The organism is Deltaproteobacteria bacterium (genome assembly GCA_016218975.1).
In the GTDB taxonomy this organism is placed as follows: Bacteria; Desulfobacterota; Deferrimicrobia; order Deferrimicrobiales; family Deferrimicrobiaceae; genus JAENIX01.
On the sequence record JACRCO010000086.1, the window covers coordinates 22,698 to 47,341 of the forward strand.

Genomic DNA, 24,644 nt, shown 5'->3' on the forward strand with positions numbered 1-24,644 from the left:
AAATGGACGTTATCCCGGGCACGCGGGCAAGGAAACGCATACCGGCATGGCCGGTCGCCCTTGTTTTGCTGGCGATCATCGCGGCAGTCCCTTCCGTGCCTGGTGCTGCCGAAAAGGAAGCGCCGGCCGGTCCCGGAGGAGCCGTAAAGGATGTCACGGTCTCCCGCACGCCGTACTACACCAATATAGAGGCCCGGTTCGAGGGAAAGATAGAGAACTACAATTCCTTCAAGCTGAATGACCCGTTCCGGATAGTCGTTGACATTTGGGGGGTAAACAAGGGAACCGCCGCATCCGAGATCGCAGTCGGCACGCCGCAGGTCAAATCCGTGAAACTGTCCCAGCAGGAAAAGAAGCTCCGCCTGTTGGTGGAAACGCCGGAGGATCGCCCGCTTCCTTTCCTTGTGACTTCGGAAGATGGAAAGATCGTCGTATCCGTGGGAGGGGGGCAGGAAGAGAAAGTTACCAGCATGGATCGTGTCGAGGAAGGGAAACCGCCGGCCAAAGGCCCTGCCGTCGTCGGGATCGACATCGAGGACCTTCCTGACGCCTCCAACGTCGTGGTCACCGTCGCGGGCGGAGCGAGCCACCAGGTACGTAAAAAAACCGGGAGCGTTATATTGTCCTTCCCGGGCGCAAAGGCGGAGAAGGGGCTGCTGCGGCTGATCGATGCGCGCAAGCTCGGTATTCCCGTGACCCGCGTTGAGCCCGTTGCGGGAAAGGCGGGGGTAGACGTGACAGTGGCCTTCGCTTCCGATGCCGAATATACGGTGGAGAAGCGCGGCGACGCCGTGGTCGTCTCTTTCCCCAGGAAGGGCCCCGGCGCCGCGGAAGGCGTCATGGTCGCCCGGGTGGAGCCCAGGGCTGAGGCTGCCGCGGCTCCTCAAGCGGGAGCCGATAAGGGCAACGGGACGGCCGCGGGGGCGCCTCGCCTGGGGTTCGTTTACGGCGGGGATTCCGGCAGTCAGCGAAAATACACCGGGCAGCGGATATCCATGGACTTCAAGGACGCGGACCTGCAGAACGTCTTCAGGATCATCGCTGAAGTCAGCAACCTCAACATAATCACGTCCGACGATGTCCGCGGAAAAGTGACTCTTCGCCTCGTCAACGTCCCCTGGGACCAGGCGCTGGATCTTGTCCTTCAGGCGAAGTCCCTCGGCTTGAAGCAGGAAGGAAACGTTGTCAGGATCGCTCCTCTGGCGACCTTGCGCGCGGAGGAAAAGAACCGCCTGGATACCCAGAAGGAAGTGGAGAGGCTGAAAGCCACTTTTGAGGCCATTACGGAAACCATTCCCATTAGTTATACGAAAGCCGGCGACCTGCAGGTTCAGATCAAGGATCTGCTTTCGGAGGGCGGGAAGCTTCAGGTGGATGAGCGGACCAACACGATAGTGATCCGGGACCTGGCCAAGAATATAGCGGAAGCGAAGTCGCTGATCGCACGCCTCGACACCGCGACGCCGCAAGTGCTGATCGAGGCGAGGATCGTGGAAGTCGACACCAACGCCACGAAGGAGCTCGGAGTGCGTTGGGGGGGCATTTATCAGGGAACAACGGGAAAAGCAGGGGTGGGCGTGAGCGGAATCCAGGGAGCGGACGGGACGTTCCTGTCCGGTCTGCCGATCTCCAATACACCGAATCCGTTCGAAACGGCCAATTATGCGGTAAACCTCCCCGCCGCGGTCGGGCAGGGCGCCGGAGGCGGGATCGGTTTCGGAATATTCACGAACAATTTCCGCCTGGATGTATCCCTGTCTGCACTGGAAGCCGCCGGAAAGGGGAAGGTGATCTCGTCTCCCAAGGTCATTACGATCGACAACAAGGAGGCGGTTATCGAACAGGGGACCCAGATCCCCTATTCCACGGTTTCCGCTTCCGGCACGAACACCCAGTTCGTGGACGCGACACTGAGCCTGAAGGTGACGCCGCATATCACCCCCGACGGCAGCGTGATCATGAAGATCGAGGCGAAGAACGACTCGCAAGGTGAAGTGGGAGCGACCGGCCAGCCGGCGATCAACAAGAAGAAGGCCACCACCAACGTGCTGGTTCGCGACGGGGAGACGGCAGTGATCGGAGGAATTCTCCAGATCACCCGTAACGAATCCCGGGCAGCGGTTCCCTGGCTGTCGAAGATACCGATCTTCGGTTATCTTTTCAGGAAAGACGCGAACGTGGCGACAAACCGGGAGCTTCTGATTTTCATAACGCCGAAGATCATGAAGCAGGAGCCGGCGCAGGCCAAGACTTCCTGATCGGTCATCGGCAGATTTCGCATTGACCGGAGCACCTGGTCGCGGGGGACCGGGTGCTCCATTTAATTTTGATCGGAGTGTGCCATCGGCAGGTTGACGTTCCATACCGCGGGAGAAACACACGGCCCGGCGCTCGTCGTCATCGTCGAGGGGCTGCCGGCCGGTCTTCCTGTAAGCGCGCAGAGAATCGGGCGCGAGCTTGCGCGGCGTCAGGCCGGGTACGGACGCGGGGACCGGATGAAGATCGAGCGGGACGAGGCGGAAATCCTGTCGGGCGTCCGCTTCGGGCGCACGCTCGGAAGCCCGGTGGCGCTTCTCATCAGGAACCGTGATTGGGAAAACTGGCGCGACAAGATGTCGCAGGAGGGAGAAGGCAAGGGGATTCCCCCCCTGCTGACCGCAAGACCCGGGCATGCCGATCTTTCGGGAGTCCTAAAATACGGACACAAGGACGTCCGCAATGTGCTCGAGCGCGCCAGCGCGAGGGAGACCGCGGCTCGCGTCGCCGCCGCAGCCATTGCGGGAATGTTCCTTCGTGAATTGGGCGTCGGCATCGCCGGCCACGTGCTTTCCATCGGGAACGTCCGCGTGCCGGGAGAAGCGTCCGGGAACTGGGACAGCACGGTATGCGCGGAACAAAGCGTTTTGCGTATGGCCGATCCCGGCGCGGAGGCCCGCGCGATACGCCTGATAAACAGGGCGCGGAAAAAAGGCACGTCCGCGGGCGGAACGGTGGAGACGATCGCAAAGGGTGTCCCGCCGGGCCTTGGGTCGTTTGCGTCGTGGGACAGAAGACTGGACGCCCGCCTGGCGGCGGCGGTGATGAGCATTCCGGCGATCAAGGGTGTCGAGATCGGCGGCGGTTTCGCGCTTTCCGTTCTTCCCGGGAGCAGGGTGCACGACGAAATATTCCCCGGGAAAAGCGAAGGGAATCCGCTACGTGGCAGGGCAACTCTGCCGTTCCACAGGAAGACGAACCGGGGAGGCGGGGTGGAGGGCGGCATGAGCAACGGGGAACCGATCCTGGTACGAGCGGCCATGAAGCCCATTCCGACCCAATCCCGTCCGCTTCGCACCATAGAGATCGGGACCTGGGCGCAGGATTCCGCCCACCGCGAACGGAGCGACGTCTGCGCGGTCCCGGCGTGCTCCGTAGTGGTCGAGGCAATGGTGGCCCTGGTTCTTGCCGACGCTTTCCTTGAGAAATTCGGGGGCGATTCGATGAAGGAAATCCAATATAATTATGCGGGTTACTTGAAGAATATCGGGGCGGGATGAGCCGCGGGGAAAAGGGTCCGCGCGAAGCGGTTCTAGTCGGGTTCATGGGCGCGGGGAAAACCACCGTCGGGAAGATGCTCGCGAAGCGACTGGACGCCGAATTCGTGGACGTCGACGATCTGATAGAGAAGGCGGAAGGGCGAAGCATCCGGGAAATTTTCGCTTCCCCGGGGGAGGGTGCGTTCCGCAAGATGGAAAAGGCGGCGATACGCAACGTGGTTTCCGTTCCGGGACGGGTGATCGCAGCAGGGGGCGGCGCTTTCCTGGATGAAGGGAACCGGCTTATGTTGTCGGCCTACGGTCCGGTTTTCTTCCTCGATGTCTCCTGCGAATCCGTCCTTGCGCGGCTGTCCGGCGACAGGTCCCGCCCGTTGCTCCCGGGAGAGGAGAAGGGATTGCGGGAATTGTTGGAGGCACGGCGCCCCTTTTACCTGCTGGCCGATTTCACCGTGCCCACGGGAAGCCGCCCGGCGCGGGAAGTGGCCGAGGACATCCTTGCGCTTCTGTCAGGCGGCCGCCACGCGGGCCGGGAGGAGGGAGGCGCATGACCTCCGACATGCTGACTGTCGCATTGGGCGAGCGGACGTACGACATATTTTTCGGGGAGGATGTCTATCCGCTCCTCCAGGAGTGGATCTGCCGGTTCTTTCCGGGCAGATCGGTGTTCGTCGTGACGGACCGGACCGTGGCTGCCATCTACGGCGACGATATACGCGCCGGCCTGGGCGGCATCTCCCACCGCATCCATGCCGTCGAGCCGGGAGAAGAGACGAAGAACTGGCAGACGGTGCTTGGGATTTACGCATTCCTCTCGGAAGGTAACGCGGACCGGGATTCGCTGGTCATCGCCTTCGGCGGAGGAGTTGTCGGGGACCTCGCAGGTTTCGCCGCCGCCACGTGGCTTCGCGGCGTCCCGTACATACAGGTGCCGACCACGCTGCTTTCCCAGGTGGACAGCAGCGTCGGGGGGAAAACGGGGTTCAATCTGCCTGAAGGGAAAAATCTCGTCGGGGCATTCCACCAGCCGCGGGCGGTCTTCATCGGCGACGGATTCCTACGGACGCTCGACGACCGGCAGTTACTGTCCGGCATGGGGGAAGTGGTCAAGTGCGCCCTTGCGGGGGACGCGGCGCTCTGGGAAACGCTTTGCTCCATCGGAAGCCGATGGCGGTCCATGTCCGGGCGGGAATGGCGCGATGTCGTGAGGCGGACCGTCGCCTTCAAGGCCTCCATCGTGGAAAAGGACGAGCTGGAATCTTCAGTGCGGAGAGTCCTCAACCTCGGGCACACCGTGGGGCACGCCATGGAGCAGGCGGGCGGATACGGAAACCTCCTTCACGGAGAGGCGGTTGCGATGGGGCTCGCCTGGGAAGCGGTCCTTGCGCGACGTCTCGGAGTCACCCCCCGGGAGGTCGAGGAACGGCTCTGCTCGCTTTTGAAGGAATTCGGATTCGCCCTCGACGAACCGGGCATAGCGTCCGAGGCGATCGCTTCCGCGATCGGGGCGGACAAGAAGCGGGTCGTATCGGACGTGGATCTTCCGATGGTGACCGCACCCGGAGCTTTCGTGCTGAAACGGATCCCCCTGTCACTGATCAGGAAGGAACTTCCGGCCGTCCGTGAGGAGGTAAGGAGGAGGGATCGCGGGACGTCCGTCGATTCCGCCGAGGAAAAGGCGTTGCGCGCGCGGATGGAAGGGGGCGACCTGGAGGGGGCGATACGATCGCTGGAACGCCTGGTCGCGGAAAACCCGCGCGATCTGCGGGCCATGTCGCTGCTGTCCGAAGCCTACCTCGCCGCCGGGAAATATTCCGCGGCCTGGGAAACGATCAAGGAGGCGCTTCACCAGTATCCAGCCGATCCCGGAGCGCAGAGGCTGGCCCGGGAGATCGAAAGGGAACTCATCGGCTCGGTTTCCACGGAAGGAGATGCGGCTCCGCCGCCTCTGGAGGACGTTATTCTCCTCGACGAGGGGATCTTCGAAATCCGTCCGGCCGAGCTTCCGGAGGAATCCGCAGAGGAATCCGCGGAGGAACCTGCTCCCTCCGTACTTACCGTTACCATGGCCGATGTCTGCTGGGACCAGGGCGAGAGGGAGATTGCACGCCGGATCATCGACGAGATCCTCCGGCGGGATCCGGGCGACATACGCGCGCTGGAATGGAAAAAGACGCGAGAGGAACGGGCGGTCGAAACCGCGCTGGCCTTCTTCCTCGGAACGATCGCGAAGGAGTACGGCTATGAGCTTTCGGGACCTCATTGAAGGGATGCACAGGAAGAATCCCGGCATCCGGGGGGGAGCCCTGGCGGGCGGAGACGGTCTGCCGGTAGAGGAGTGGCAGGTTTCGCCGCAGACTCTGGATATTTCGGCGCTTTGCGCCGAGATGGCGCAGTTCTTCAAGGAATCCGGCCGCATCGCGTGCGAAAACGGCCTGGGAAGCGCAAGGGAGGTGTGCGTCGCCGGAGACGAGGGGTCGATACTTGCGGCGCGCGTGAACGAGGATTACATAATCCTGCTGGTCGCCGATCCTTCCGCCGTTCCGGGCAAGTGCCGATTCCAGCTCCTCCAGGCGGCGCGGCGGGCGAAGGAGATGCTATGAACCGGCCGGGCCGACGTCCCAGGATCCTGTTCATCGACGGCCCGAACCTGAACGTGCTCGGCCTCCGCGAGCCTGAAGTGTACGGGAAGACGACCCTTGCGGAAATACGCCGCTCGGTCAAGAAAGCGGCGCTTTCGGAAGGCGCCGTCGTGCAATTTTTCCAGTCAAACCACGAGGGAGAGATCGTCGGCAGGCTCCAGGAAGCCCGCGGGAAGGCTGACGGCCTCGTCATCAATCCGGGCGGTTACACGCATACAAGCGTCGCCATCCGTGACGCGCTGATATACGCCGGCATGCCCGCCGTGGAGCTGCACCTGAGCAATCCCGCCAGCCGGGAGCCGTTCCGGCGTACCTCCACGGTGGAGGACGTGGTGGCGGGCCGCATCGCCGGTTTCGGAGGCTACGGTTACGTTCTCGCCCTGAAAGCCATACTTCATCTCCTGCGGGAAGCGGACTGATTTGCCGGCAGGCGGTTTCCGCATCGACAGGCTCGTTTCGATCCTGCAGAGACGCAGGATCGACATGTTCCTCTGCGTCCGGCTCACGAACATCCGCTATCTTTGCGGTTTCAGCGGAAGCGACGGCATACTCCTCGTGTCCCCCGGCGGGGCCACGTTCCTCACGGACGGCAGGTACGAAGAGCAGTCCCGGGCTGAAGTCGCGGGTGCCGAAGTCGTCGTTTCCGACCGTAAATGGAAAGAGGCGTCCCGGCGTATCCGTCGCGCCCGCCCCGCCCGGATTGGATACGAATCCCGGCACCTGACCGTCGAACAATTCAGGCTCCTCTCGCGAAAAGACGAAAATAAATGGGTGCCGCTGCCGGATCCCGTCGAAGAGCTGCGCATGCGGAAGGATCGGGAGGAGATACTGGCGATCGAGAACTCCGCCGTCGTCGCCTCGGGCGCCCTTCTTTCAGTGTTATCCGGCGGGTTCCGGGGGCGCTCCGAATCGGAGGTGGCGGCCGACATCGAGAGGAAGATGAAGGCGCTCGGCGCGGAGGAGACATCCTTCCGTCCGATCGTCGCATCCGGCCCACGCGCCGCGATGCCTCATGCCGTGCCCATATCGCGCCGCATCGGAGCGGGGGAGGCGGTCATCGTCGATTTCGGAGCAAGGAAAGCGGGATACTGCTCGGATGAGACCGTCACCCTGCTTCCCGAACGACCCTCCTCCGCGATCCGTCGGGCATACGACGCCGTTCGGCGCGCACAGGACGCGGGAATCCGGGCTCTCCGCCCGGGAACGCCCTGCCGCGAAGTGGACGGGCGCGTGCGGGAATCTCTGGACCGCTCGGGATATTTGAAGTATTTTGTTCATTCCACCGGTCATGGCGTCGGCCTCGATATCCACGAGCGCCCTTCGCTTTCCGTCCGGTCCGGGGACCGGCTTGCCGAGGGAATGGTGGTCACCGTGGAGCCGGGGGTGTACCTTCCGGGGGAGGGAGGGATAAGGCTGGAAGACATGCTGAGGATCGCCGGGACGCGGGGGGAGCGGATAACCTATCTTCCCAAAACGGGTTCGCGTCTGGTCTGACAGGGGAGGAAGGGTTCATGTTTACGACATCGGATTTCCGCAACGGCCTCAAGATCGAGTTCGAGGGCGATCCGTACGTCATCGTCTATTTCCAGCACGTGAAACCCGGAAAGGGAGGAGCTTTCGTCCGGACGAAACTGAAGAACCTCAAGACGGGCGCCGTGCTCGAGCACACATTCCGGAGCGGCGACAAGGTCGACAAGCCGGACCTGGAAGACCGCGAAATGCAGTTCATGTATCGCATGGAGAACGTCTGCCACTTCATGGATACGTCGACCTACGAGCAGATCTACCTTGACGACGATCATATAGGAGATGCGGGCAACTACCTGATCGAGAACCTGCCGGTCCGGATCCTCTTCTACCGGGGAGAACCGATCGGGATCGAGCTCCCCATATTCATCGAGCTGAAGATAGTCGAGACGGAGCCGGGCGTCAGGGGCGATACCGTCAGCGGGGCCAGCAAGCCCGCGAAGCTGGAATCGGGAGCGGTCGTCCAGGTGCCGTTGTTCCTGAACGAAGGGGACAGGATCAAGGTGGATACACGCACCGGATCATATATCGAACGAGCATAGCAAAGGCGAAGGGGGCGTCATGAATCTCAAGGAGATAAAGGAAATCCTGGAGCTCCTTAAAGGATCCGACGTTACGGAACTGGAAGTGGCCAGGGGAGATAACAGGCTGAAGGTGCGCCGCGGAAGCGTGGCCGAGGTCCGCCCTGCGGCCGCCGCGCCGCCACCGCCTCCTCCCGCGCCTGCGAAGGAGGCGGCCCCCAAGCCCAACGTGAAGGAGATCGTTTCCCCCATCGTTGGGACGTTTTACCGGGCTCCGGCCCCCGACGCCGCGCCGTTCGTGGAAGTCGGCGCGCGGGTGACGAAGGGGCAGGTGCTCTGCATCGTGGAAGCCATGAAGATCATGAACCAGATCGAATCCGATGCAAGCGGCACGGTAGCTGCGATCCTCGTGGAAAACGCACAACCCGTGGCCTACGGGCAGCCGCTGTTCCACATCGCGCTGGATTAGGCGGCCGCATGATCCATAAAGTTCTCATAGCCAACCGCGGGGAGATCGCGGTACGCATCATACGCAGCTGCCGCGAGATGGGCATCAAGACCGTTGCGATCTATTCCACCGCCGACCGGAACGCCATGCACGTGCACATGGCCGACCAGTCGGTCTGCGTCGGTCCTCCCGAGAGCGCGGAGAGCTACCTCAACGTCCCCTCCATACTGAGCGCGATCGAGATCACTGATGCCGACTCGGTCCATCCCGGATACGGTTTCCTCGCGGAGAACCCGGCGTTCGCCGAAATCTGCGAGAACTACGGCGTCAAATTCATAGGCCCCTCCTCCGAAGCGATCCGGCTGATGGGGGACAAGATCGAGGCCCGCCGTGCCGTGCAGAAGGTGAAGGTCCCCGTGGTCCCCGGGAGCGACACCTCCGTCACGGAGGAAGACGAAGGGCTGAAAATATCCAAGGAAATAGGGTTCCCCGTCATCATCAAGGCGGCCGCAGGCGGAGGCGGGCGCGGGATGAAGATCGTGCACAGCCCGGCATCCTTCATCAACGCTTTCCTCACCGCCCAGTCGGAGGCGCTGTCGGCATTCGGCGTTGCTGACGTCTACATCGAAAAGTATTTCGAGCAGTCCCGGCACGTCGAGGTACAGGTCATGGGCGACCGTTTCGGCAACGTCGTCCACCTTGGCGACCGCGACTGCTCGGTGCAGCGCCGGCACCAGAAGCTGATCGAGGAAGCTCCTGCACCCTTCATCCCGGCCCGGACACGCAATCGGCTGTGGAAATCGGCGGTGGATGCCGCCGCCGCGGTAAACTACAACAATGTGGGGACCGTCGAATTCCTGTACGCGCCGGACGGGGAGTTCTATTTTCTCGAGATGAACACGCGAATCCAGGTGGAGCACCCGGTGACCGAGGCGGTCACCGGGGTCGACATAGTCCGGGAGCAGTTCCGCATCGCGGACGGGAAAAAGCTGCGTTTCGAGCAGAAGGACATCCACTTCCGCGGGCACGCCATCGAATGCCGCATCAACGCGGAGGACCCGGAAAGCTTCGTACCATCGCCGGGAACGATCCGATCGTGCCTCTTTCCGGGGGGATTCGGGGTTCGCGTCGATACGGCCATTTATCCCGGCTACGTCGTCCCGCCCACTTACGATTCCCTTTTGGGGAAGCTGATCGTCCACGGGGAAGACCGGAACGAGGCGATAATGCGTATGCGGAGGGCGCTGGACGAACTCCGGATCGAGGGCGTGAAGACGACGACGGACCTGCACAAGAAAATGATGAGCAACACCGATTTCACCGAGGGGCGGCTATGGACGAACTTCCTCGCGAAGGGAAGGACATGACCGCTTCCGCTCCGGACGCGAGCAGGCCGCAGCGAAGCTAAAGGAAAAACGCCGTGGGTTTCCTCGATTCTTTCAAGAAACTGTTCCCTCCGAAGGAAGGGGAGACCCGGACATCCCTTTCGAAGAGAGTCCAGTCCGCACCGCAGGATCCGCAGGCACGGCAGAAACTGGGCATCTTCCTTCTACGGCAGGGGGAGGTGGTCGAAGGGCTGGATCAGCTTGCCCGCGCCGCCGTTATGTACGAAAAGGACGGATTCGCAGGCAAGGCCGTGGCGGTGCTTCGGCATATCATAAAGCACGATCCGGGAAACCTCGAATTCCTGCGTTGGCTGATCCGTCTCCTCGCCCAGGAGGGGCTTGCGGCGGATGCCGAGCGGGAACTGGAGAACGTTATCGGGCGGCAGGGCCTTTTCCCGTCCGACGATCAGAAGGTGGAATTCCTGAGGCAGGCGGGAGAAAGCCTGTCGAAATCGCCGTTTCCCTCCCTGTTCATCGCGGACATCCTTCGATCACAGAGGAAATTGCACGAAGCGATCAACGAATTGAAGAAGGCGGCGGGGCTGGTCGTCTCCTCGCGGATGATTTCCGGGTTCCCGGAGCGCCTGGCGGCGGTGATCGCGGCGGCTGGAGACGATCCGGAGATCCTGGAGCCGTGCGGATTCCTGTGGCTGAAGATCGGAAAGCCGGCCGAAGGCGAATCACTCCTTGCGAAGATCGTCGAGAAGACGCTGGAGCGGGGGAACCTCAAGGAAGCGCGGGAGATGGAGCGGGTTCTCGATGCCGTGCGCGGAGGCTGGGACACCACTACCCTCGAAGTGCTTTCCTTCGCCGATGCGTCTGCGGCGCTTGACTGGAAGGACGCTCCTCCGGCGGAAAAACCGGCTTCGCCCGTCGCCGGAAAAGCGGAGAAGCCTCCATCCGCGGAGGAGACTGCGTACCGCGAAGAGGAAAGCATCGTCAAGGATGCCCTGTCGAAGCTCCAGGCGAAGGTGGAAGAGGAAATCGGGGAGACTGATCCCGCCGCGCGATACAATCTCGGCATCGCTTACAAGGAGATGGGGCTTCTGGACGAAGCCGCCGGTGAATTTCAGCACGCGCGGCTGAAACCCGAATTCTTCATCGGCGCCTCCTCCCTTCTGGCGGACACGTATGCGGAGAAGGGCGATTTCCCGGCGGCGCTTACCGTGCTTGACGAAGCCCTTCTCTCTGGTCCTCTCGCCGAGGACGAGATGCGGAACCTCAGGTACCACAAGGCCGTTCTGCTGTCGAAAATCGGGAGGGAGAACGAGGCGAAGGAGATCTTCCTGTCGATACACGAAGAGGCGCCGGATTACATGGATGTGGCGGCGCGCGTTGAAAAGTACCGCCGCTAAATATACGGTTTCAAAATTACGGCAACCTGCTGACTGCGCACGACGAGGCCGGGTCCCTGCCGTCGTTGGATGCTCTCCCCGCGGCTACGGCTCGTCGCCCCTCCATGGGCTCCTCGCCTGCGACTCAGCTTGCTCTCGCCCTCCATGGCTTCGCTGCGCTTCGTACGCCGCCGCGTGGAGACATCCAAACTCCGGCTGCCCGCCCCTCATGTCCGCAGCTCGAATGTTCCATTCCGGCGTATGCCCAACGGCCTGTTCAGTGTTGTTGCTTTTCAACGCGCACCTGTGGTAAATAACGGGGTCAAGCGGGCGTAATTCAGGGGTAGAATGCAAGCTTCCCAAGCTTGACGTCGCCGGTTCGAATCCGGTCGCCCGCTCCATTCTCCTCCTTTAATTGGAATTCCTTTATAATTAACCATCATGGCGAGGCGATGGGCGTGGTGGACAGCGGGCGGTCTCCTCCTCGTCGTCCTCCTGGCTTTCGGTGCATGGCGGCTCACCCTTGAGATCCCCGACCGCCTGCGCGAGGCGGAAGAGGCGATCCGGCGGGAGGCCGCAAGATACGGTCTTCGGGTTTCCTTCAGGAACCTCCGGTTCCATTTCCTATACCCGCATGTCTCGCTGGAGGACCTCGAGGTTATCGACCTCAAGGCCGGGACGCCCTTGCTGCGCGCCGGGAACGTCGACGTTTCCCTTTCCCCCGGCCGCCTTCTGGCCGGAGATTCTCCGGTTTCCCGGATACGCATCCGTAAATTTTCCCTTATAGCCGGCGAGGCGAACCGGCCGGTGTTCGATCGCCTTCGTGAAGGAGAGCGCAAGGGGTCTATACCGGAAATCCTCTTCCTCGAAGGCGAAGCGCGGCTGGGGCCGTTCGGGCCGCTCACGCGATGGGAATCGAAAATCAGGGAAATCCGCATCCGCGATGTCAAGTTCCTGGGTACCAGAATTTTCCTGAAGGCCGAGGAAGGCAGTGGAGCGATCGCGGTTTCGGGCGCGGAATCCGCGAACTGGCCGTTGGATTCGCTGGAAACGGAACTGTTCCACCAGGAAGGAGCGCTTCGCGTGCGCAGGATGCGTGCGTCGGGGCCTTCGATTTCCCTCAAGGCCTCCGGCAATATGGATCTCAACCGGAATACCGGCGACGTGAAGCTGTCCGGGGCATTGGATCTTGCAAGATGGTTATCGACCGGCGGCCCGGGCTCGCCGTGGATCAGGCGGTTCGCGGAGAAAGGAATTCTCGACCTTTCCGTCGACTTGTCGGGGAGACTGGAAGACCCGTCGGGTACTGGAAAACTGGTGTTGCGGGATGGCCGGTTTTCCGGGGATGTCGCGGTGGAATTGGATCTTGCGGCTTCCGTGGCGAACCGGAAAATGCGGGTGGACTCGCTCAAGGGGAAGGTATCGGGCGGGACGCTTGCGGGGAACGGCGTCTACGACCTGGACGCCCGAACGGGGGAAGCGAAGCTTTCCCTCGCGCGGATTTCTCTTGGGACGATCCGGGGAAATGAGCGGGGCATTGCATGGCGCCCTTCGGGGACGGGGGATGCGGAAATTGCGCTTTCCGCTGACCGGCGGAAAGTGAATGGGACGCTTGCCGTTCGATTTCCGGGCGGATTGGATCGCATCGAGGAAGGAAAGAGGGCCGGCGGGATCCGACTGCCCGTTTCCGCTGCGGCGACTGCGGAATACAGGTACGGAGGAGACTTGCGGATCGCCGCGGCGCGTGTCGTTGCAGGGGAAGCCGTTCTCTCCGGGAGCGGCGAGATCGACCCAGCGGAGCGGACTATCCGATTTGACGGGAAATTGGCCCTGCCGCGAGGAAGGTCGGCGGAATACGGATGGGACGATCCGGTCTCATGGGCGAGCATTGCGGGCGAGTGGAAGGCTGCCGGGCCATTGACGAGGCCCCGTGTCTCCATGCGGCTGGAAGCACGTGAACTCCAGGCCCGGTCGTTTCCTCCGGTTCCCCTGGTCGTAAAGCTCGATGGAGATCCTGCCGAAATCGTCAGTTTCGTGGCGGACATCCCCGCGCCGGCGGCGAAGGTGACGGCGACAGGTTCGATCGCGTCCCCCCTTTCCTCTACGCACAGGGCACTGGAAGCGGCGGTGGCGGTGCGGGACATCGATTTTTCGGAAGGAAATCGATGGATAGCGGGCGTGCTTTCCTCGCTCGGCAGGGATCCGTCCATTGTTGCGCGGCACCTGCCGGGATTGTCCGGCTCCGGCAGCGCAGATATTGAAGTGTCCGCCGGCGGGAATGCGGTTGCGATCAACGGCTCGTTTCGTGCGGCGGAACTTCGGGGCCGGGGGGCGGTCCTTCGGGATGTTTCGATCAGCGGGAACTGGAGCGACTCGGAAGGGCGGGTAGCATGGAAGGCGGCAGGCGGCGGAAAGTTGGGTGACGGCAAGATTCGCATGGAGGGAGGAGGAAAGAACGGGTCGGCGGAATTGGCCGGCTCGATGGAAGGTCTCGATCTTCGCCTGGCGGCTTCCATTGCAGCGCATGGAAAGGCGCCGGCCATGGAAGGGACCGCCTCCGTCCGGTTTGCCGCCCGGCGTTCAGCCGGTGATTGGTTGCTGGACCGGATCTCCGCGGCCGTTCCAAGGTTGTCGGTCGACAATTCGGTGCTGGAGCGGGTGTCGGCGGAAGGAGCCATGGGAACCGATTCGGGCAGGTTCTCGATCTCGGTGCAGACACCTCCGATCCAAATCGCCGCGGACGTACGCAGGGGAGGAGAATGGCCGGCCAGCGTCACCCTCACCGCCAGCGGCGTGGATACGCAATTCCTCCTTGCCGCCGCGGGAAGGCCGGGACAGGCGTCCGGGGGCAAGTGGGACATCGGCGCGGAAGGGACCGTGCATGCGGCGAGCCTCGTATCCGACAGGTTTTCCCTGCCGGAGGCGGTTTCCGCATTGCGGTTTTCGCTTGCCGCTTCGTCCCCTTCGGTTGCCGGTGTGTCCTTCGACAAGTTGCTTGCGAGCGGGAAAAATGAGGGAGATGCCGTTACGGGAGAATTCCGTTCCGCAGGTCCCGACTCCAGGCTCGCATTCACCGTGAGCCTGAAGGAACCGCATGCCTTCCGCATGGAGGGCCCTTTTTCCTTCGCGACGGCGGTTGAAGGCAAGGAAAGGGGGAACGGAAAGACCCGCTATGCGGTTTCCGGCGAAGCGAATATCGCCGGGGCGCTCACGGCGATCGGGAAGACCACCGGATCGCTCACCGTACGTCGTTTCGACTACAGGAACGGAGGGCTTGATTTTTCCGGGAGAGATGTCTCGGCGCAGCTTTCTTCGGATGGAGTCCGCTGGGCGGGGGGGACGGTGCTGGCTGCGGGCAACCCCGTGAAGATTTCCGGGAAGGTATCGTGGAAGGGGGACATGGATGCCCGTATCGAGGGAAAGCTCCCGGCTGCCGCCATCCGTCTCGCCACGGATGTCTTCGACCGGCTGGACGGGGTGATGCGGCTGGACCTGCGGTTGTCCGGGAAGTGGAACGATCCCTCGTTCGTCGGTTCAGGACGCCTCGATGGCGGGGTTTTCTCCTTCCGCGGGTACGGCCAGCTCTTCGAAGAGATGCAGGTCGATGCGGTCTTGAGCCGGGAGAAGATCGTTTTCGAGCATTTCGAGGGGCGGAGCGGAGGCGGTTACATAGACGGAAGGGGAGAACTTCCGTTACGCTTCGACGCGCATCAGCGGCTTTTCTTCTCGGCGGACTTCTTCGACATGCGCTTCCCCTACCCGGACGATTTCCGCCCCGTGTTGCAGGGACACGTGGAGCTTTTGGGCCCGTACGACGATTTCCTTGTGACGGGGGAAGCGGAAGTCCAGTCCGCGCGGTACACGAAGACGATCCGGCCCGAAAAGGCCCTCGTGGATTTCCGTAAACGGCTTGCGGACGTGACCGCCCGCCGGGATAAATCCGATTTCCGCGTCCGGCTTGACATCAGTGCGATCGCGGACGGGACGATCAAGATCAAGAACAATATCGCCGATGCGGACGTGAAAGGGGAGTTCAAGGTCGTGGGGGACGCATCGCGTGTCATCATCCTCGGGGCGTTCGATGTGATCGAGGGCCACGTCGATTACCAGGGAAACCGGTACGAGCTCAAGCGGGTAAGCGTCGAGTTCCAGGACCCGAGGCGCAACAATCCCAGGCTGGATGCGCGCGCCGAAACGAAAAAGGGAAACGTCACCGCGATCGTCAGCGTGACAGGTACGTTGGAAAAATACGAGGTGGACCTGTCTTCCGATCCGCCTCTAAGCAAGAACGATATCGTGAGTCTCCTTTCCCTGGGAGTGACGTCGCAGGCACTCGCGGGATCGGAAGGAACGGTGGGCGCTGCCGCGGCGTCCTCGGTCGTGCTCGGCCCATACAAGGGGAAGGTGGAGGAGGGGATCCGCGGTATCGTGAAGCTCGACAAGTTCGCGATCGAACCTGCGTTTTCATCCTCGACCAAGACCTTCGAGCCGAAGTTCATCGTCGGCAAGTCGTTCGGGGACCGGATGTCCGTGTCGGTGTCCACGAACGTCGGGACGACCGCCGAGAGCAGCGCCACGGCGGAGTACAAGCTCCTGGAGAACGTTTATCTCCAGGGCGCATGGGAAAGCGCAACTTCTACGCAGCAGGGCGACATCGGCGCCGACATCAAGTTCCGTTACCGCTACAGGCAGTTCAAGGATTTCCTTCGTGGCCGGGATTAGGCGGCTGCTGGCTGCGGCCGCGTCGGTCCTCCTGCTGCTGGTTCCCCGTTTCGGGGAAGCGGCGGACGCGGTGCGAGGAAATACCGCGCCCGTCATCGGCTCGGTCCGCTTCCAGGTGGCATCGCCCTACCTCATCTCCTATGAGGAGTTGTCGCGTCTTGTCGCCATCCGGCCGGGCGATACCTTGACCGAAGAAAAGGTGCGGAACTCCATCCGGGGGCTTTACGAAAAGCCGATCTTCAAGGAGATCGCAGCCTATGTGCGGGAAGAGGGAGGGAAGGCGGACCTCCTTTTCTACCTTCGCCCCTCCCCGTCGATCAACGAGATCGAAATCGCCGGCAACAGGAAAGTGCCTTCCGCGCAGATCCTCTCCGCTTCGCGCATAAGGAGGGGCGCACCGTTGGAGGATCGTGACTTCCGGGAGGCGGAAGCCGCCGTGAAAAAAGCCCTGCGGATGAGAGGGTTCACCGCCGCTTCGGTCTCGATCTCCGCCGTTTGCAGCCTGGACAGCGGCGCAGGAAAGGCGAAGATAGACGTGGGGGAGGGAGACCCCGCCACGGTGTCGGCGCTCAATCTTCCCGGGGCGGCGTCTTTTCCCCGGGAACGCCTGCTGGAACTGCTCGGGACGTCTCCGGGCGACCCCTTCGATTTCCGGAAATGGGAAGAGGGCATCAAGAAATTGCGGGTCGCCTACAAGAAAGCAGGCTTTCTTACGGTTCGCATTTCCGGGGAGGACTTTTCCTGCGAAGGGGGTGAGGGGCTCTGTCCTTCGGTCCGGATCGAGGAAGGGCGCCGGTACGAGGTTTCGTGGATTACGTCCGGAAAGATTTCGATAGCGAAACTGGAGGATGCGTCCGGAATATACGGGGATGAGGAAACGAGCGAGGGAGGGCTGATCCACGACGTCCGCGAGCGCCTGCTCGCTTTCTACCGGGAAAAGGATTTTCTGAAGGCCGATGTAAATATCCTCGTCACGGAAAAGGCGGACGGCGCCCGTTTGCTCAAGGTCGAGACGCGGGAGGGCGTCGCCGGCTGGCTGAAGAAGGTACGGTTCGAGGGCAACCGGAATTTCCCGGAGAAAAAGCTGCGGAAGCAGATGACGACCGAGGAACGGGGATTCTTCGCCCCGATCACCGGTTCCGGAAAGTACCGCGAGGAGGAGTGGAACGAAGACCTCGAGGCGTTGATCGGCCTGTACCAGAAGGAGGGGTTCGTTCGAGCCCGGATCACCGCCGTAGACAACGAATGGGACGGACGCGGCGGCATAACCCAGACCATACGTATCGAGGAAGGGGTCCGCTACCGCCTCCGGGAGATCCGATTCCGGGGGAACGACCATTTCCTTCGCCAGGAGCTTTTGGCGCGCATCGGAAACAGGGAAGGAAAATTCGTCGATTACGTGGGACTCGACCGCGACCAGGGAGCCGTCGAGGGGCATTACAGGGATTCCGGATACCTTGACGTCCGGGTGGAGACCCGGCTTCTGTTCGACGAAGGGAAGGACACGGCGGCGGTGCAGATCGATATCGAGGAGGGTCCCCGCTACCGCCTCGGAAAGGTCGTGATCCACGGGAACCTGTTGACGGATCCCGTGGTCGTGTTGCGGGAGGTGCGCATAGTCGAGGGGGCGCCGGCCGGCGAGAAAGACCTGCTCAAGTTCCAGCAGGCGGTGTTCGGAACGGGGCTCTACAAAAGCGTCCGGGTCCAGAAGGTAAAACGGCCGTCGGAGGGGATCGTAGACCTGGTCGTCGAGTTGGAGGAGACGCTGTTCTTCGAAGTCGAATTCGGTGGGGGGTACGGAAGCGATTCAGGCGCTCGCGGGTTCGTCGGGGCCAAGCAGAAGAACCTCGACGGGAAAGGTCGCATGTTCTCCACCAACGTTACCGTCAGCCGGAAGGAGCAGAAGTATCTGTGGGACGTACGCGAGCCGTATATTCTCGGAAACCGCTGGAAGTGGACGGGGGGACTAACCGGCTATCACCAGGAAGCGATAAAACGAAGCTTCAGTCTTCGGAAGACGAGCCTCACGGCGAGCATAAACCAGACGTTTTTCGAACGGTCCTCCGTGTCGCTCCAGTACGAGGTGTCGAGAGACCATGTCTTCGACGTGGCTCCCGGGGCCATCCTGTCGCCGGAAGACCAGGGGAGCGTAAACATAGCGGCGGTCCGCGGTCTCTTCGTCCTCGACCTGCGGGACGACCCGTTCAATCCGCGGCGCGGATCGTTCCATTCCGGCTCGGCGGAGTTCGCGTCGGTATTTCTCGGATCCGAAGTCGACTATTACAAGCTTGCGGGGCAGACCAGCTGGTATTTCCCGGTATTCCGTAAAAACAGCTTCGTTCTATCCGGGCGTGCGGGGTACGTCCGTCCCTTGCGCGAGACCCTGCAGGTCCCGATCCAGAAACGGTTTTTCCTCGGGGGCCGGACGACGGTGCGGGGCTTCAAGGAAGATTCCCTCGGCGCGCGCGCGACGGACGGCACGCCGACCGGCGGAGATTACATGCTGAACCTGAACTCCGAGTTCCGCGTTCCGTTGCAGTACGGTTTCAACCTGGCGTTCTTCGTCGACGCCGGAAGCGTATGGTTCAGCGGGATTCCGGACGCCGGGTTCGACCTTCGGGAAAGTGCGGGAACGGGCCTGCGATACATAACGCCGATCGGCCCTATAAGTCTCGATTACGGGTGGAAGCTGGACCGCCGCGAGGGTGAATCCCGCTCCGAGTGGCACTTCACGATCGGAGCCGTGTTCTGATCGGCGCTCTCGGTGCGTTACCGTATTTTTTTAACTGGAACACTAAGCCAGCGCAGGCACCGCTTCCTTGCGGATGACGCGTGTCTTCGCGATCCTGTCACCGAGGCGCAGCCGGTCAGGGGAGCGGAACATCGCGGCGGTTTCGACGACAAGCGCCAGCGGGAGCGCGTAGGGGATGAGAAACAGGACGTTCCGGAACGACGAATCCACGAAGGAAATGGACCGCCCGTCCATGTGGACGACGCGTATTCCCATGACTTTTTTCCCGATGCTCTGGCCGGAAAATATGCCGTCCCGGAAAACGATGTAGATCATCGAAAGGAAAACTCCCCAAAAATGGTAAGTGGCGCCGAGACCGTAGAATAAAGTGATGAAAAGGATCAAGTTGATCAGGAGCGCCAGGGACCGGGTCTGCCAATCCGCCGGAACGGATGCTTCCGTCATGGGTTCACCTCATAAGGAAATATAATCATATTAACCGGTTTCCTCCTTTCTCGTCATGCGGAAATCATGGTAATTTCTCATGATGCAGTCGTCGGGAAATCATGGTTCCGGCGTGAGGATACGCTGGAAAGCTCCGTTCGCAGGCGTGGTGCTCGGCATCGTAGCCTGCACCGCGGCGGCCTTGGGTATTTACTCCGGTTGGGGGGCGGCGTGGGGGTCCTTCGCCTTGCCCGCCGTCGCGGGGGAACTGCTGGCGGCCGCCGGTCTGTTCTTATTTCTCGATCGGCGGATTTTCCGGCCCGCGGAGCGTTGGGGCAAGCAAGCGTCCGCCCCGGAGGGGACTTCCTTTTCTTCCGATGCAGGCCTGCTCGCGCCTCTGGCCGCCGCCGTCGCCGTAAGGGGCGAACGGACCAAGGCGGAACTCGAAGTGGAAATCCGGAAGCGTGAAGAGAAACTGCGCCAGATCGAGTCGCTGAGGCGCGATCTGGAGGAAACGAAAGTCCATCTCCAGGCGAAAATCCAGGACCTCCGCACCATTTACGAGGTTTCCACCGCCATCGCCGGGACGCTGGACCCGGACGAGATTTTCCGCATTCTCCCGGAGCGGGTCATGGGGACCCTCGGGCTGAACGATTTCGCCATCCTCATGTACGACCCGGACCAGCGCATGTTGATATGTCGAGCCGGCGCGGAAATGTCGGCCGGCCTCGCGGGGGAGTTCAGGATCCCCCCCGGCGAAGGCGTGTCGGGCAGGGTGTTCGAGACGGGGGAGCCTGTCTATATCCCCGATGTGCGGTCCTCACCCGAATTCCGTTATTACAACGGGGCGCGGATGGACGTGCGCTCGTTCATGTGCGTGCCTCTCATGTCCCGGGGGAAGGCGATCGGAGTGCTGAACGTCAACCATTCCGAGCCGAACGCGTTCGACGCGGAATCGCTCGCAACCATGCGTGTGCTGGCTTCCTATATCGCAATTGCCATAGAAAACGCGAACCTGTTCAGATTCGTCAAGGCCCTTGCGGAGAAGGATTCACTGACGCTGCTTTACAACCACGGCGCGTTCCACGAGAAGCTCGGCATAGAACTGGAGAGAGCGGCCCGGTACGGGCGCCCTCTCTCGGTCCTCATGCTGGATCTGGACGATTTCAAGGGAGTCAACGACACTTATGGGCATATTCTGGGGGACCGCATCCTCCTTATGACCGCGGGTGTGCTTTGCGCGCACCTGCGAAAAAGCGATATCCCCTCGCGGTACGGCGGGGACGAGTTCGCCATTATCCTGCCCGAAACCGATCTCGGGGCGGCCTCTTCCATCGCGGCGCGCATCGCCGCGGGGATCTCGGAGGTCCGCATGGACACGGGGAAGGACGAGGAAATCTCCTTCACCGCCAGCATAGGTTACGCATCCTGCCTTCCGGACTCGCGGGACAGGGAAAACATCTTGAATGTCGCAGACCGGTTGATGTACGAATCGAAACGCAGGGGACGCGGAGGTGTGCTGGGCGAGCTGCTGTAACGGATCAATTCCGCAAACCGTTTGAAGGATTGGACAGGCAAGGCCGACTCTGCTATCAAGATGGGGAGGCAGCGTGGGGGTTTCGGCAGGGGGGTGGGTCGGGAGGTTCTTGATGAGCCGGTTGAAAAAGTTCAGCATCGTCTCCAGCGACGTTCCCACCACCGAAGAGCTGGAACTGCTGAAGGAGGCGCGGGAGCGGGCCGGACTGGTCATCCGGGCTCGTTGGGTCATACTCGCAACTCTCGCCCTGTACGGCCTCGTGGTTTTCATTTTCTTCCATCACGCATCGGCCGACGTGGCGAAGGTCACGCCGCTCCACCGCGCCGTCGCAATCGTCGCCTTCCTGGCAGCGGTCGCGTACAACGCCTGGTACCACTATTCGTATGGCTGGTTCGCCGGGATCCGATCGCTCAACTCCATCCAGCTCCTCTTCGACCTGCTCTTCATAACCGTCGTCGTCCATTTCAGCGGGGGCGCCGTGTCCTGGTTCTGGACGATGTACATGATCCTCACGCTGGAATCGGCAATCATCATGGAAAAGCGTTCGGACACGTACGCCATCGCCATGGCCGGGTCCCTCGCCTTCGGCGGGCTCCTCACCTTCGAGTATTACCGTTTGATTCCCCCCGTGCCGATGCCGTTCGAGAACAACGCTCTCCAGTCCGTCTACTCATACGAGATGATCAAATGGGCATGGGTCACCATCACTAACTTCTGCGTCGCCTTCGTCGGCGTCTACATGATGGACACGATCCGGAGACGGGAAGCCCGGCTTCGCGACCTCGCCGTCAGGGACACGCTCACGATGCTCTATAACCGGCGGTATTTCTTCTACCGTCTCAATTCGGAGATCCAGCGGTCCCGGCGGTACGGCAGGACGCTTTCCCTTCTCATCCTCGACGTCGACAATTTCAAGAAGTTCAACGACCGCTACGGCCACCTGGCGGGGGACAAGCTGCTCCGAAACCTTGCGGAGACGATGATGGGCAACATCCGCCGGAGCGACGTGAAGCCGACGTACGAAGTCGACATAGCATGCCGTTACGGCGGGGAGGAATTCGCCGTTATCCTTCCGGAAGCGGCATCGGTGCAGGGAGCCGCCACGGCCGAGAGGATCAGGGCCAGCGTGGAAACAAAGGGAGCGGTGGCGGTCGCGGAACGGATCCGGCAGCAGGTCGAGAGTTCCCGGTTCGAGGGAGCGGCAGGAGTGACGATCAGCATCGGCGTATCTTCCTATCCCGAACACGCAGTTGACGCGGAAGCGTTGATCAAGGCGGCCGACGATGCACTTTACGCGGCGAAGCGCACCGGCAAGAACCGGGTGGTCGTGGCCGGGTCGCCGCCCTCGGAGGGAGAATAGGAAAAATGGACAGGAAAACCGTGGAGCAGCACCGGCTCGCCCTTTTCGGGCGGATGGTGATGGGCGTCGCCCACGAAGTGGACAACTACCTGAGCGTCATTTTGGGCTTCGCCGAGCTGATACAGATTTCCGGCGGGGGGGAGAGGAAGACGCTGGACGGCATAGCGAAGATTTTCAACGCCGGCGAGAAGATCAACGTTATCATCAAGCATTTTTCCCAGTACGTGCGGCCCCACGAACCCGCGCGCGACCTCTTCGCACCTTACGAGGTCGTGGGGGAGTGCCTGGTGTTCGCGCGTTACGACCTGGGGCGTAGCAACGTGGTCCTCAAACTGCCCGAAAGCCCGCCGTCCGGCATGCTGGCCGTCGACCGGAAAGATTTCGCCCTGATCCTTCTCGCCCTTTTGTTCAACGCGGCGGAATCCATGGAGCAGGCGGGAGGGACACTCCAGCTGGAAATCTCCCGGAGCGGCGGCGGCTGGGAGTTTACCGTTATGGACGAAGGCCCCGGCATTCCGCCGGACATTGCGCCAAAGGTTTTCGACGAGGGGTTCACGACGAAGGGGGGGGTGCTTCACACCGGGATGGGCCTCCCCGTTGCCGGAAGCCTCGCGTCGGGCATGGGGGGATCGCTGTCCCTCACCAACCTTCCGGAGCGCGGATGCAAGGCCGTTCTCAGGATCCCGGGAAACTGACCCATTAACCTTCGCTGCCCTGGATATTATTCGAGGCGCACGGAATCGACGTACATGGAGCGCGGCGCCGGCAGTTTCATGGCGAAGAGCCCCACTGCCCGAATGTTTTCGAGATCCATCGCTCTATCCTTCGGCGCATTCGCGACGTCGTCCAGGTCGATCCGTATTTCGTTCCATCCAGGCGGAAGACGGTAAAACCTGTTGAATCGGTCCTGGGTTTGTCGTTCCCCTTCCTCGTGGCGCTTGTCGTGGATCCGGCAGCGGATATCCAGCGGATCGGGAGACGGGTTCAATACATCGATGACCAGGGCACGGTATCCGGTCCATTTCCTGGGGAAATAGACCAGAGATACGCCCGAGTACAGCGAAGTGTCCATATCCACCCGCAGGGACGACTTGCCGCGGCGGGCGATTGTCGTGTCGACGGAGTAGCGCGCACCCCCCTCCCACCTGCTTTTCTCGAAGGGTGTTTCGAAATCGGACAGCACGGGGAACCGGGAGCGGGAGGCGGCTTCGTCGAACAGGGCTGTCGCGAGCGGCAGGCATGCAACCACGAGGAAGAATACCGCCAACGCCCCCGTGGCCCGCCGGGCATGCCGGGAAAACGATTTCGCCGAGGGGGCGAAGAAGGAAAGCGTGAGCCATCCTCCCGCCACGTCCCGAAGAACATCGCCGAGCGAAGCATCTCTTCCGATCCACGACTGGATCCACTCCGACCCCGCTCCCGCGACCATGCAGAAGGCGATGCCGAGCGCCCTCTGCCGCAGAGGGGAATATTCTTCCACGCGGCTCCAGGTGACCAGCAGGTAGGTCCAAAGGGAGAAAGCCACGATATGTCCGAGGTTCCATAACGCTTGGACCGATCGAAGGGAATGGTATCCCGGCCCGCCTGCGAAAAGGAGAACCGCCAGAACTACGGCCGGAGGCCACAGGATCCACCGGTGGTTGAACTTGCCCGGCCATAACCGCTGCCCGTCGCTCATTCCGCTATTTTCGCTTTAACCCGCATTTTTCACCAGGGTTCGTAGCGAGGGTTCGCCGCAGTGGAAGTTTGGTGAAAAATGCGGCCCGCGCTCCCATATCAGACTTGAAAGATGCCTTGTCATGGTGTTATGTGCATATTGTACAATTTGCACAGAAGGGGGGCGGCCATGCCCAGAATGACGATGACAGCAGCCCGCCGGGATCTCCCGGAGGCGGTTAACAAGCTGGTGTACGGAAACGGGGAACCGATCGTTCTGTCCCGTCGCGGGAAAGATCTTGCGGCGATCGTCCGGATCGAGGATCTGAAGCTCATCGAAGAGCTCGAGGACCGGATGCTATCGGAAAAGGCGAAGAGATCCCTCAAGGAGAAGGGGAGAATCCCCTGGGGGAAGATCAAGAAGGATCTTGGGCTCTAATTAATGCACTACAAGATCGAATTCACCCCGTCGGCCGAAAAGGCGTTCCGAAAACTCCCGAAGAACGTCCAGAGGATCGCCCGGGATCGGATCGACGCGCTGGCGGAGGATCCCCGGTCGTCTTTTGCGACACCGCTTCGATGGGGGCTCAAAGGGCTCTGGAAGATCCGCATCGTGGATTATCGCATTGCCTACACCATAGAGGACAAGAAGCTTATTGTGCTGGTCGTTTGCGTCGGTGATCGCAAGTAAATCTATCCGATCCTGGAACGAATGAAGAATCGGTGATGATCAGGGCAAGCGGCTCTTCCTCGCTATTCGCTCGGCGGCCCCTTGGAGTTCGACTCCCTGCAGGGCACCATGAA

Annotated in this window: 20 protein-coding genes and 1 tRNA gene; 19 read left to right on the plus strand and 2 right to left on the minus strand. The window is 61.7% G+C overall.

Going from position 1 to position 24,644, the window contains the following annotated elements:
* Positions 1-2: 2 nt before the first annotated feature.
* From pilQ to bamA, 14 genes are all read left to right on the plus strand, one after another.
* Positions 3-2,258 carry a type IV pilus secretin PilQ gene (pilQ, locus tag HY896_12665; GenBank protein ID MBI5577198.1) on the plus strand — a complete coding sequence of 752 codons (2,256 nt, stop codon included), beginning with the start codon at positions 3-5 and terminating at the stop codon, positions 2,256-2,258.
* Between the two features lie 93 nt (positions 2,259-2,351).
* Positions 2,352-3,536: a chorismate synthase gene (gene aroC, locus HY896_12670; GenBank protein ID MBI5577199.1), complete on the plus strand. Its 1,185-nt coding sequence runs from the start codon at positions 2,352-2,354 to the stop codon at positions 3,534-3,536.
* Positions 3,533-4,084, plus strand: coding sequence for a shikimate kinase (locus HY896_12675; protein MBI5577200.1), 552 nt, complete (start codon positions 3,533-3,535; stop codon positions 4,082-4,084). The genes aroC and HY896_12675 overlap by 4 nt, the downstream gene beginning before the upstream one ends.
* The gene (aroB, locus tag HY896_12680) at positions 4,081-5,799 is read left to right on the plus strand and encodes a 3-dehydroquinate synthase (GenBank protein MBI5577201.1); all 1,719 of its coding nucleotides are present in this window, start codon (positions 4,081-4,083) and stop codon (positions 5,797-5,799) included. Before HY896_12675 ends, aroB begins: the two co-directional genes overlap by 4 nt.
* Complete coding sequence (locus HY896_12685) at positions 5,777-6,136, plus strand: roadblock/LC7 domain-containing protein (GenBank protein MBI5577202.1); 360 nt, start codon at positions 5,777-5,779, stop codon at positions 6,134-6,136. The genes aroB and HY896_12685 overlap by 23 nt, the downstream gene beginning before the upstream one ends.
* Complete coding sequence (aroQ, locus tag HY896_12690) at positions 6,133-6,594, plus strand: type II 3-dehydroquinate dehydratase (protein MBI5577203.1); 462 nt, start codon at positions 6,133-6,135, stop codon at positions 6,592-6,594. The genes HY896_12685 and aroQ overlap by 4 nt, the downstream gene beginning before the upstream one ends.
* Before the next feature lies 1 nt (position 6,595).
* Complete coding sequence (locus tag HY896_12695; protein MBI5577204.1) at positions 6,596-7,669, plus strand: aminopeptidase P family protein; 1,074 nt, start codon at positions 6,596-6,598, stop codon at positions 7,667-7,669.
* Between the two features lie 17 nt (positions 7,670-7,686).
* Positions 7,687-8,244: an elongation factor P gene (gene efp, locus HY896_12700; protein ID MBI5577205.1), complete on the plus strand. Its 558-nt coding sequence runs from the start codon at positions 7,687-7,689 to the stop codon at positions 8,242-8,244.
* A 19-nt stretch (positions 8,245-8,263) separates the two neighbouring features.
* Positions 8,264-8,692 (plus strand): acetyl-CoA carboxylase biotin carboxyl carrier protein, encoded by a 429-nt coding sequence (gene accB, locus HY896_12705; protein MBI5577206.1) that lies wholly within the window; start codon positions 8,264-8,266, stop codon positions 8,690-8,692.
* 8 nt (positions 8,693-8,700) lie between these two features.
* Positions 8,701-10,038, plus strand: coding sequence for an acetyl-CoA carboxylase biotin carboxylase subunit (gene accC / locus HY896_12710; protein ID MBI5577207.1), 1,338 nt, complete (start codon positions 8,701-8,703; stop codon positions 10,036-10,038).
* Between the two features lie 53 nt (positions 10,039-10,091).
* Positions 10,092-11,411, plus strand: a complete 1,320-nt coding sequence (locus HY896_12715; protein ID MBI5577208.1) for a hypothetical protein — start codon at positions 10,092-10,094, stop codon at positions 11,409-11,411.
* 305 nt (positions 11,412-11,716) lie between these two features.
* A tRNA-Gly gene (locus HY896_12720) sits at positions 11,717-11,791 on the plus strand.
* Between the two features lie 40 nt (positions 11,792-11,831).
* Positions 11,832-16,112: a translocation/assembly module TamB gene (locus HY896_12725; protein ID MBI5577209.1), complete on the plus strand. Its 4,281-nt coding sequence runs from the start codon at positions 11,832-11,834 to the stop codon at positions 16,110-16,112.
* Positions 16,099-18,864 carry an outer membrane protein assembly factor BamA gene (bamA, locus tag HY896_12730; GenBank protein ID MBI5577210.1) on the plus strand — a complete coding sequence of 922 codons (2,766 nt, stop codon included), beginning with the start codon at positions 16,099-16,101 and terminating at the stop codon, positions 18,862-18,864. The genes HY896_12725 and bamA overlap by 14 nt, the downstream gene beginning before the upstream one ends.
* 42 nt (positions 18,865-18,906) lie before the next feature.
* Here bamA and HY896_12735 read toward each other — a convergent pair whose 3' ends face one another.
* Positions 18,907-19,308, minus strand: coding sequence for an RDD family protein (locus HY896_12735; protein MBI5577211.1), 402 nt, complete (start codon positions 19,306-19,308; stop codon positions 18,907-18,909).
* A gap of 112 nt (positions 19,309-19,420) precedes the next feature.
* Between HY896_12735 and HY896_12740 the strand changes: the two genes are divergently transcribed.
* The 3 genes from HY896_12740 to HY896_12750 all read left to right on the plus strand — a co-directional run bounded on the left by HY896_12740 (position 19,421) and on the right by HY896_12750 (position 22,879).
* Entirely contained in the window at positions 19,421-20,824 is a 1,404-nt protein-coding gene (locus tag HY896_12740; GenBank protein MBI5577212.1) for a diguanylate cyclase, read from the plus strand.
* 112 nt (positions 20,825-20,936) lie between these two features.
* Complete coding sequence (locus tag HY896_12745; GenBank protein MBI5577213.1) at positions 20,937-22,184, plus strand: GGDEF domain-containing protein; 1,248 nt, start codon at positions 20,937-20,939, stop codon at positions 22,182-22,184.
* A gap of 5 nt (positions 22,185-22,189) precedes the next feature.
* Positions 22,190-22,879, plus strand: a complete 690-nt coding sequence (locus tag HY896_12750) for a HAMP domain-containing histidine kinase (protein ID MBI5577214.1) — start codon at positions 22,190-22,192, stop codon at positions 22,877-22,879.
* Between the two features lie 26 nt (positions 22,880-22,905).
* Here the strand turns inward: HY896_12750 and vanZ are convergent, their stop codons facing one another.
* On the minus strand, positions 22,906-23,862 hold the full coding sequence (vanZ, locus tag HY896_12755) for a VanZ family protein (protein MBI5577215.1): 957 nt from the start codon (positions 23,860-23,862) through the stop codon (positions 22,906-22,908).
* A 168-nt stretch (positions 23,863-24,030) separates the two neighbouring features.
* On the opposite strand from vanZ, the gene HY896_12760 reads away from it, so the two are divergent.
* Together HY896_12760 and HY896_12765 are read left to right on the plus strand one after the other, a co-directional pair.
* Positions 24,031-24,279, plus strand: coding sequence for a type II toxin-antitoxin system Phd/YefM family antitoxin (locus HY896_12760; GenBank protein MBI5577216.1), 249 nt, complete (start codon positions 24,031-24,033; stop codon positions 24,277-24,279).
* Positions 24,280-24,282: 3 nt separating this feature from the next.
* Positions 24,283-24,531, plus strand: coding sequence for a type II toxin-antitoxin system RelE/ParE family toxin (locus HY896_12765; protein MBI5577217.1), 249 nt, complete (start codon positions 24,283-24,285; stop codon positions 24,529-24,531).
* Positions 24,532-24,644: the final 113 nt, after the last annotated feature.

What these genes read in the sequence shown, in the direction of transcription:
- aroB (MBI5577201.1), top strand. Translation starts at nt 4,081, where the DNA reads ATGACCTCCGACATGCTGACTGTCGCATTGGGCGAGCGGACGTACGAC.
- HY896_12745 (MBI5577213.1), top strand. Translation starts at nt 20,937, where the DNA reads ATGAGCCGGTTGAAAAAGTTCAGCATCGTCTCCAGCGACGTTCCCACC.
- HY896_12725 (MBI5577209.1), top strand. Translation starts at nt 11,832, where the DNA reads ATGGCGAGGCGATGGGCGTGGTGGACAGCGGGCGGTCTCCTCCTCGTC.
- accB (MBI5577206.1), top strand. Translation starts at nt 8,264, where the DNA reads ATGAATCTCAAGGAGATAAAGGAAATCCTGGAGCTCCTTAAAGGATCC.
- HY896_12735 (MBI5577211.1), bottom strand. Translation starts at nt 19,308, where the DNA reads ATGACGGAAGCATCCGTTCCGGCGGATTGGCAGACCCGGTCCCTGGCG.
- HY896_12685 (MBI5577202.1), top strand. Translation starts at nt 5,777, where the DNA reads ATGAGCTTTCGGGACCTCATTGAAGGGATGCACAGGAAGAATCCCGGC.
- efp (MBI5577205.1), top strand. Translation starts at nt 7,687, where the DNA reads ATGTTTACGACATCGGATTTCCGCAACGGCCTCAAGATCGAGTTCGAG.
- HY896_12760 (MBI5577216.1), top strand. Translation starts at nt 24,031, where the DNA reads ATGCCCAGAATGACGATGACAGCAGCCCGCCGGGATCTCCCGGAGGCG.
- HY896_12750 (MBI5577214.1), top strand. Translation starts at nt 22,190, where the DNA reads ATGGACAGGAAAACCGTGGAGCAGCACCGGCTCGCCCTTTTCGGGCGG.
- vanZ (MBI5577215.1), bottom strand. Translation starts at nt 23,862, where the DNA reads ATGAGCGACGGGCAGCGGTTATGGCCGGGCAAGTTCAACCACCGGTGG.
- accC (MBI5577207.1), top strand. Translation starts at nt 8,701, where the DNA reads ATGATCCATAAAGTTCTCATAGCCAACCGCGGGGAGATCGCGGTACGC.
- HY896_12765 (MBI5577217.1), top strand. Translation starts at nt 24,283, where the DNA reads ATGCACTACAAGATCGAATTCACCCCGTCGGCCGAAAAGGCGTTCCGA.
- pilQ (MBI5577198.1), top strand. Translation starts at nt 3, where the DNA reads ATGGACGTTATCCCGGGCACGCGGGCAAGGAAACGCATACCGGCATGG.
- aroQ (MBI5577203.1), top strand. Translation starts at nt 6,133, where the DNA reads ATGAACCGGCCGGGCCGACGTCCCAGGATCCTGTTCATCGACGGCCCG.
- HY896_12675 (MBI5577200.1), top strand. Translation starts at nt 3,533, where the DNA reads ATGAGCCGCGGGGAAAAGGGTCCGCGCGAAGCGGTTCTAGTCGGGTTC.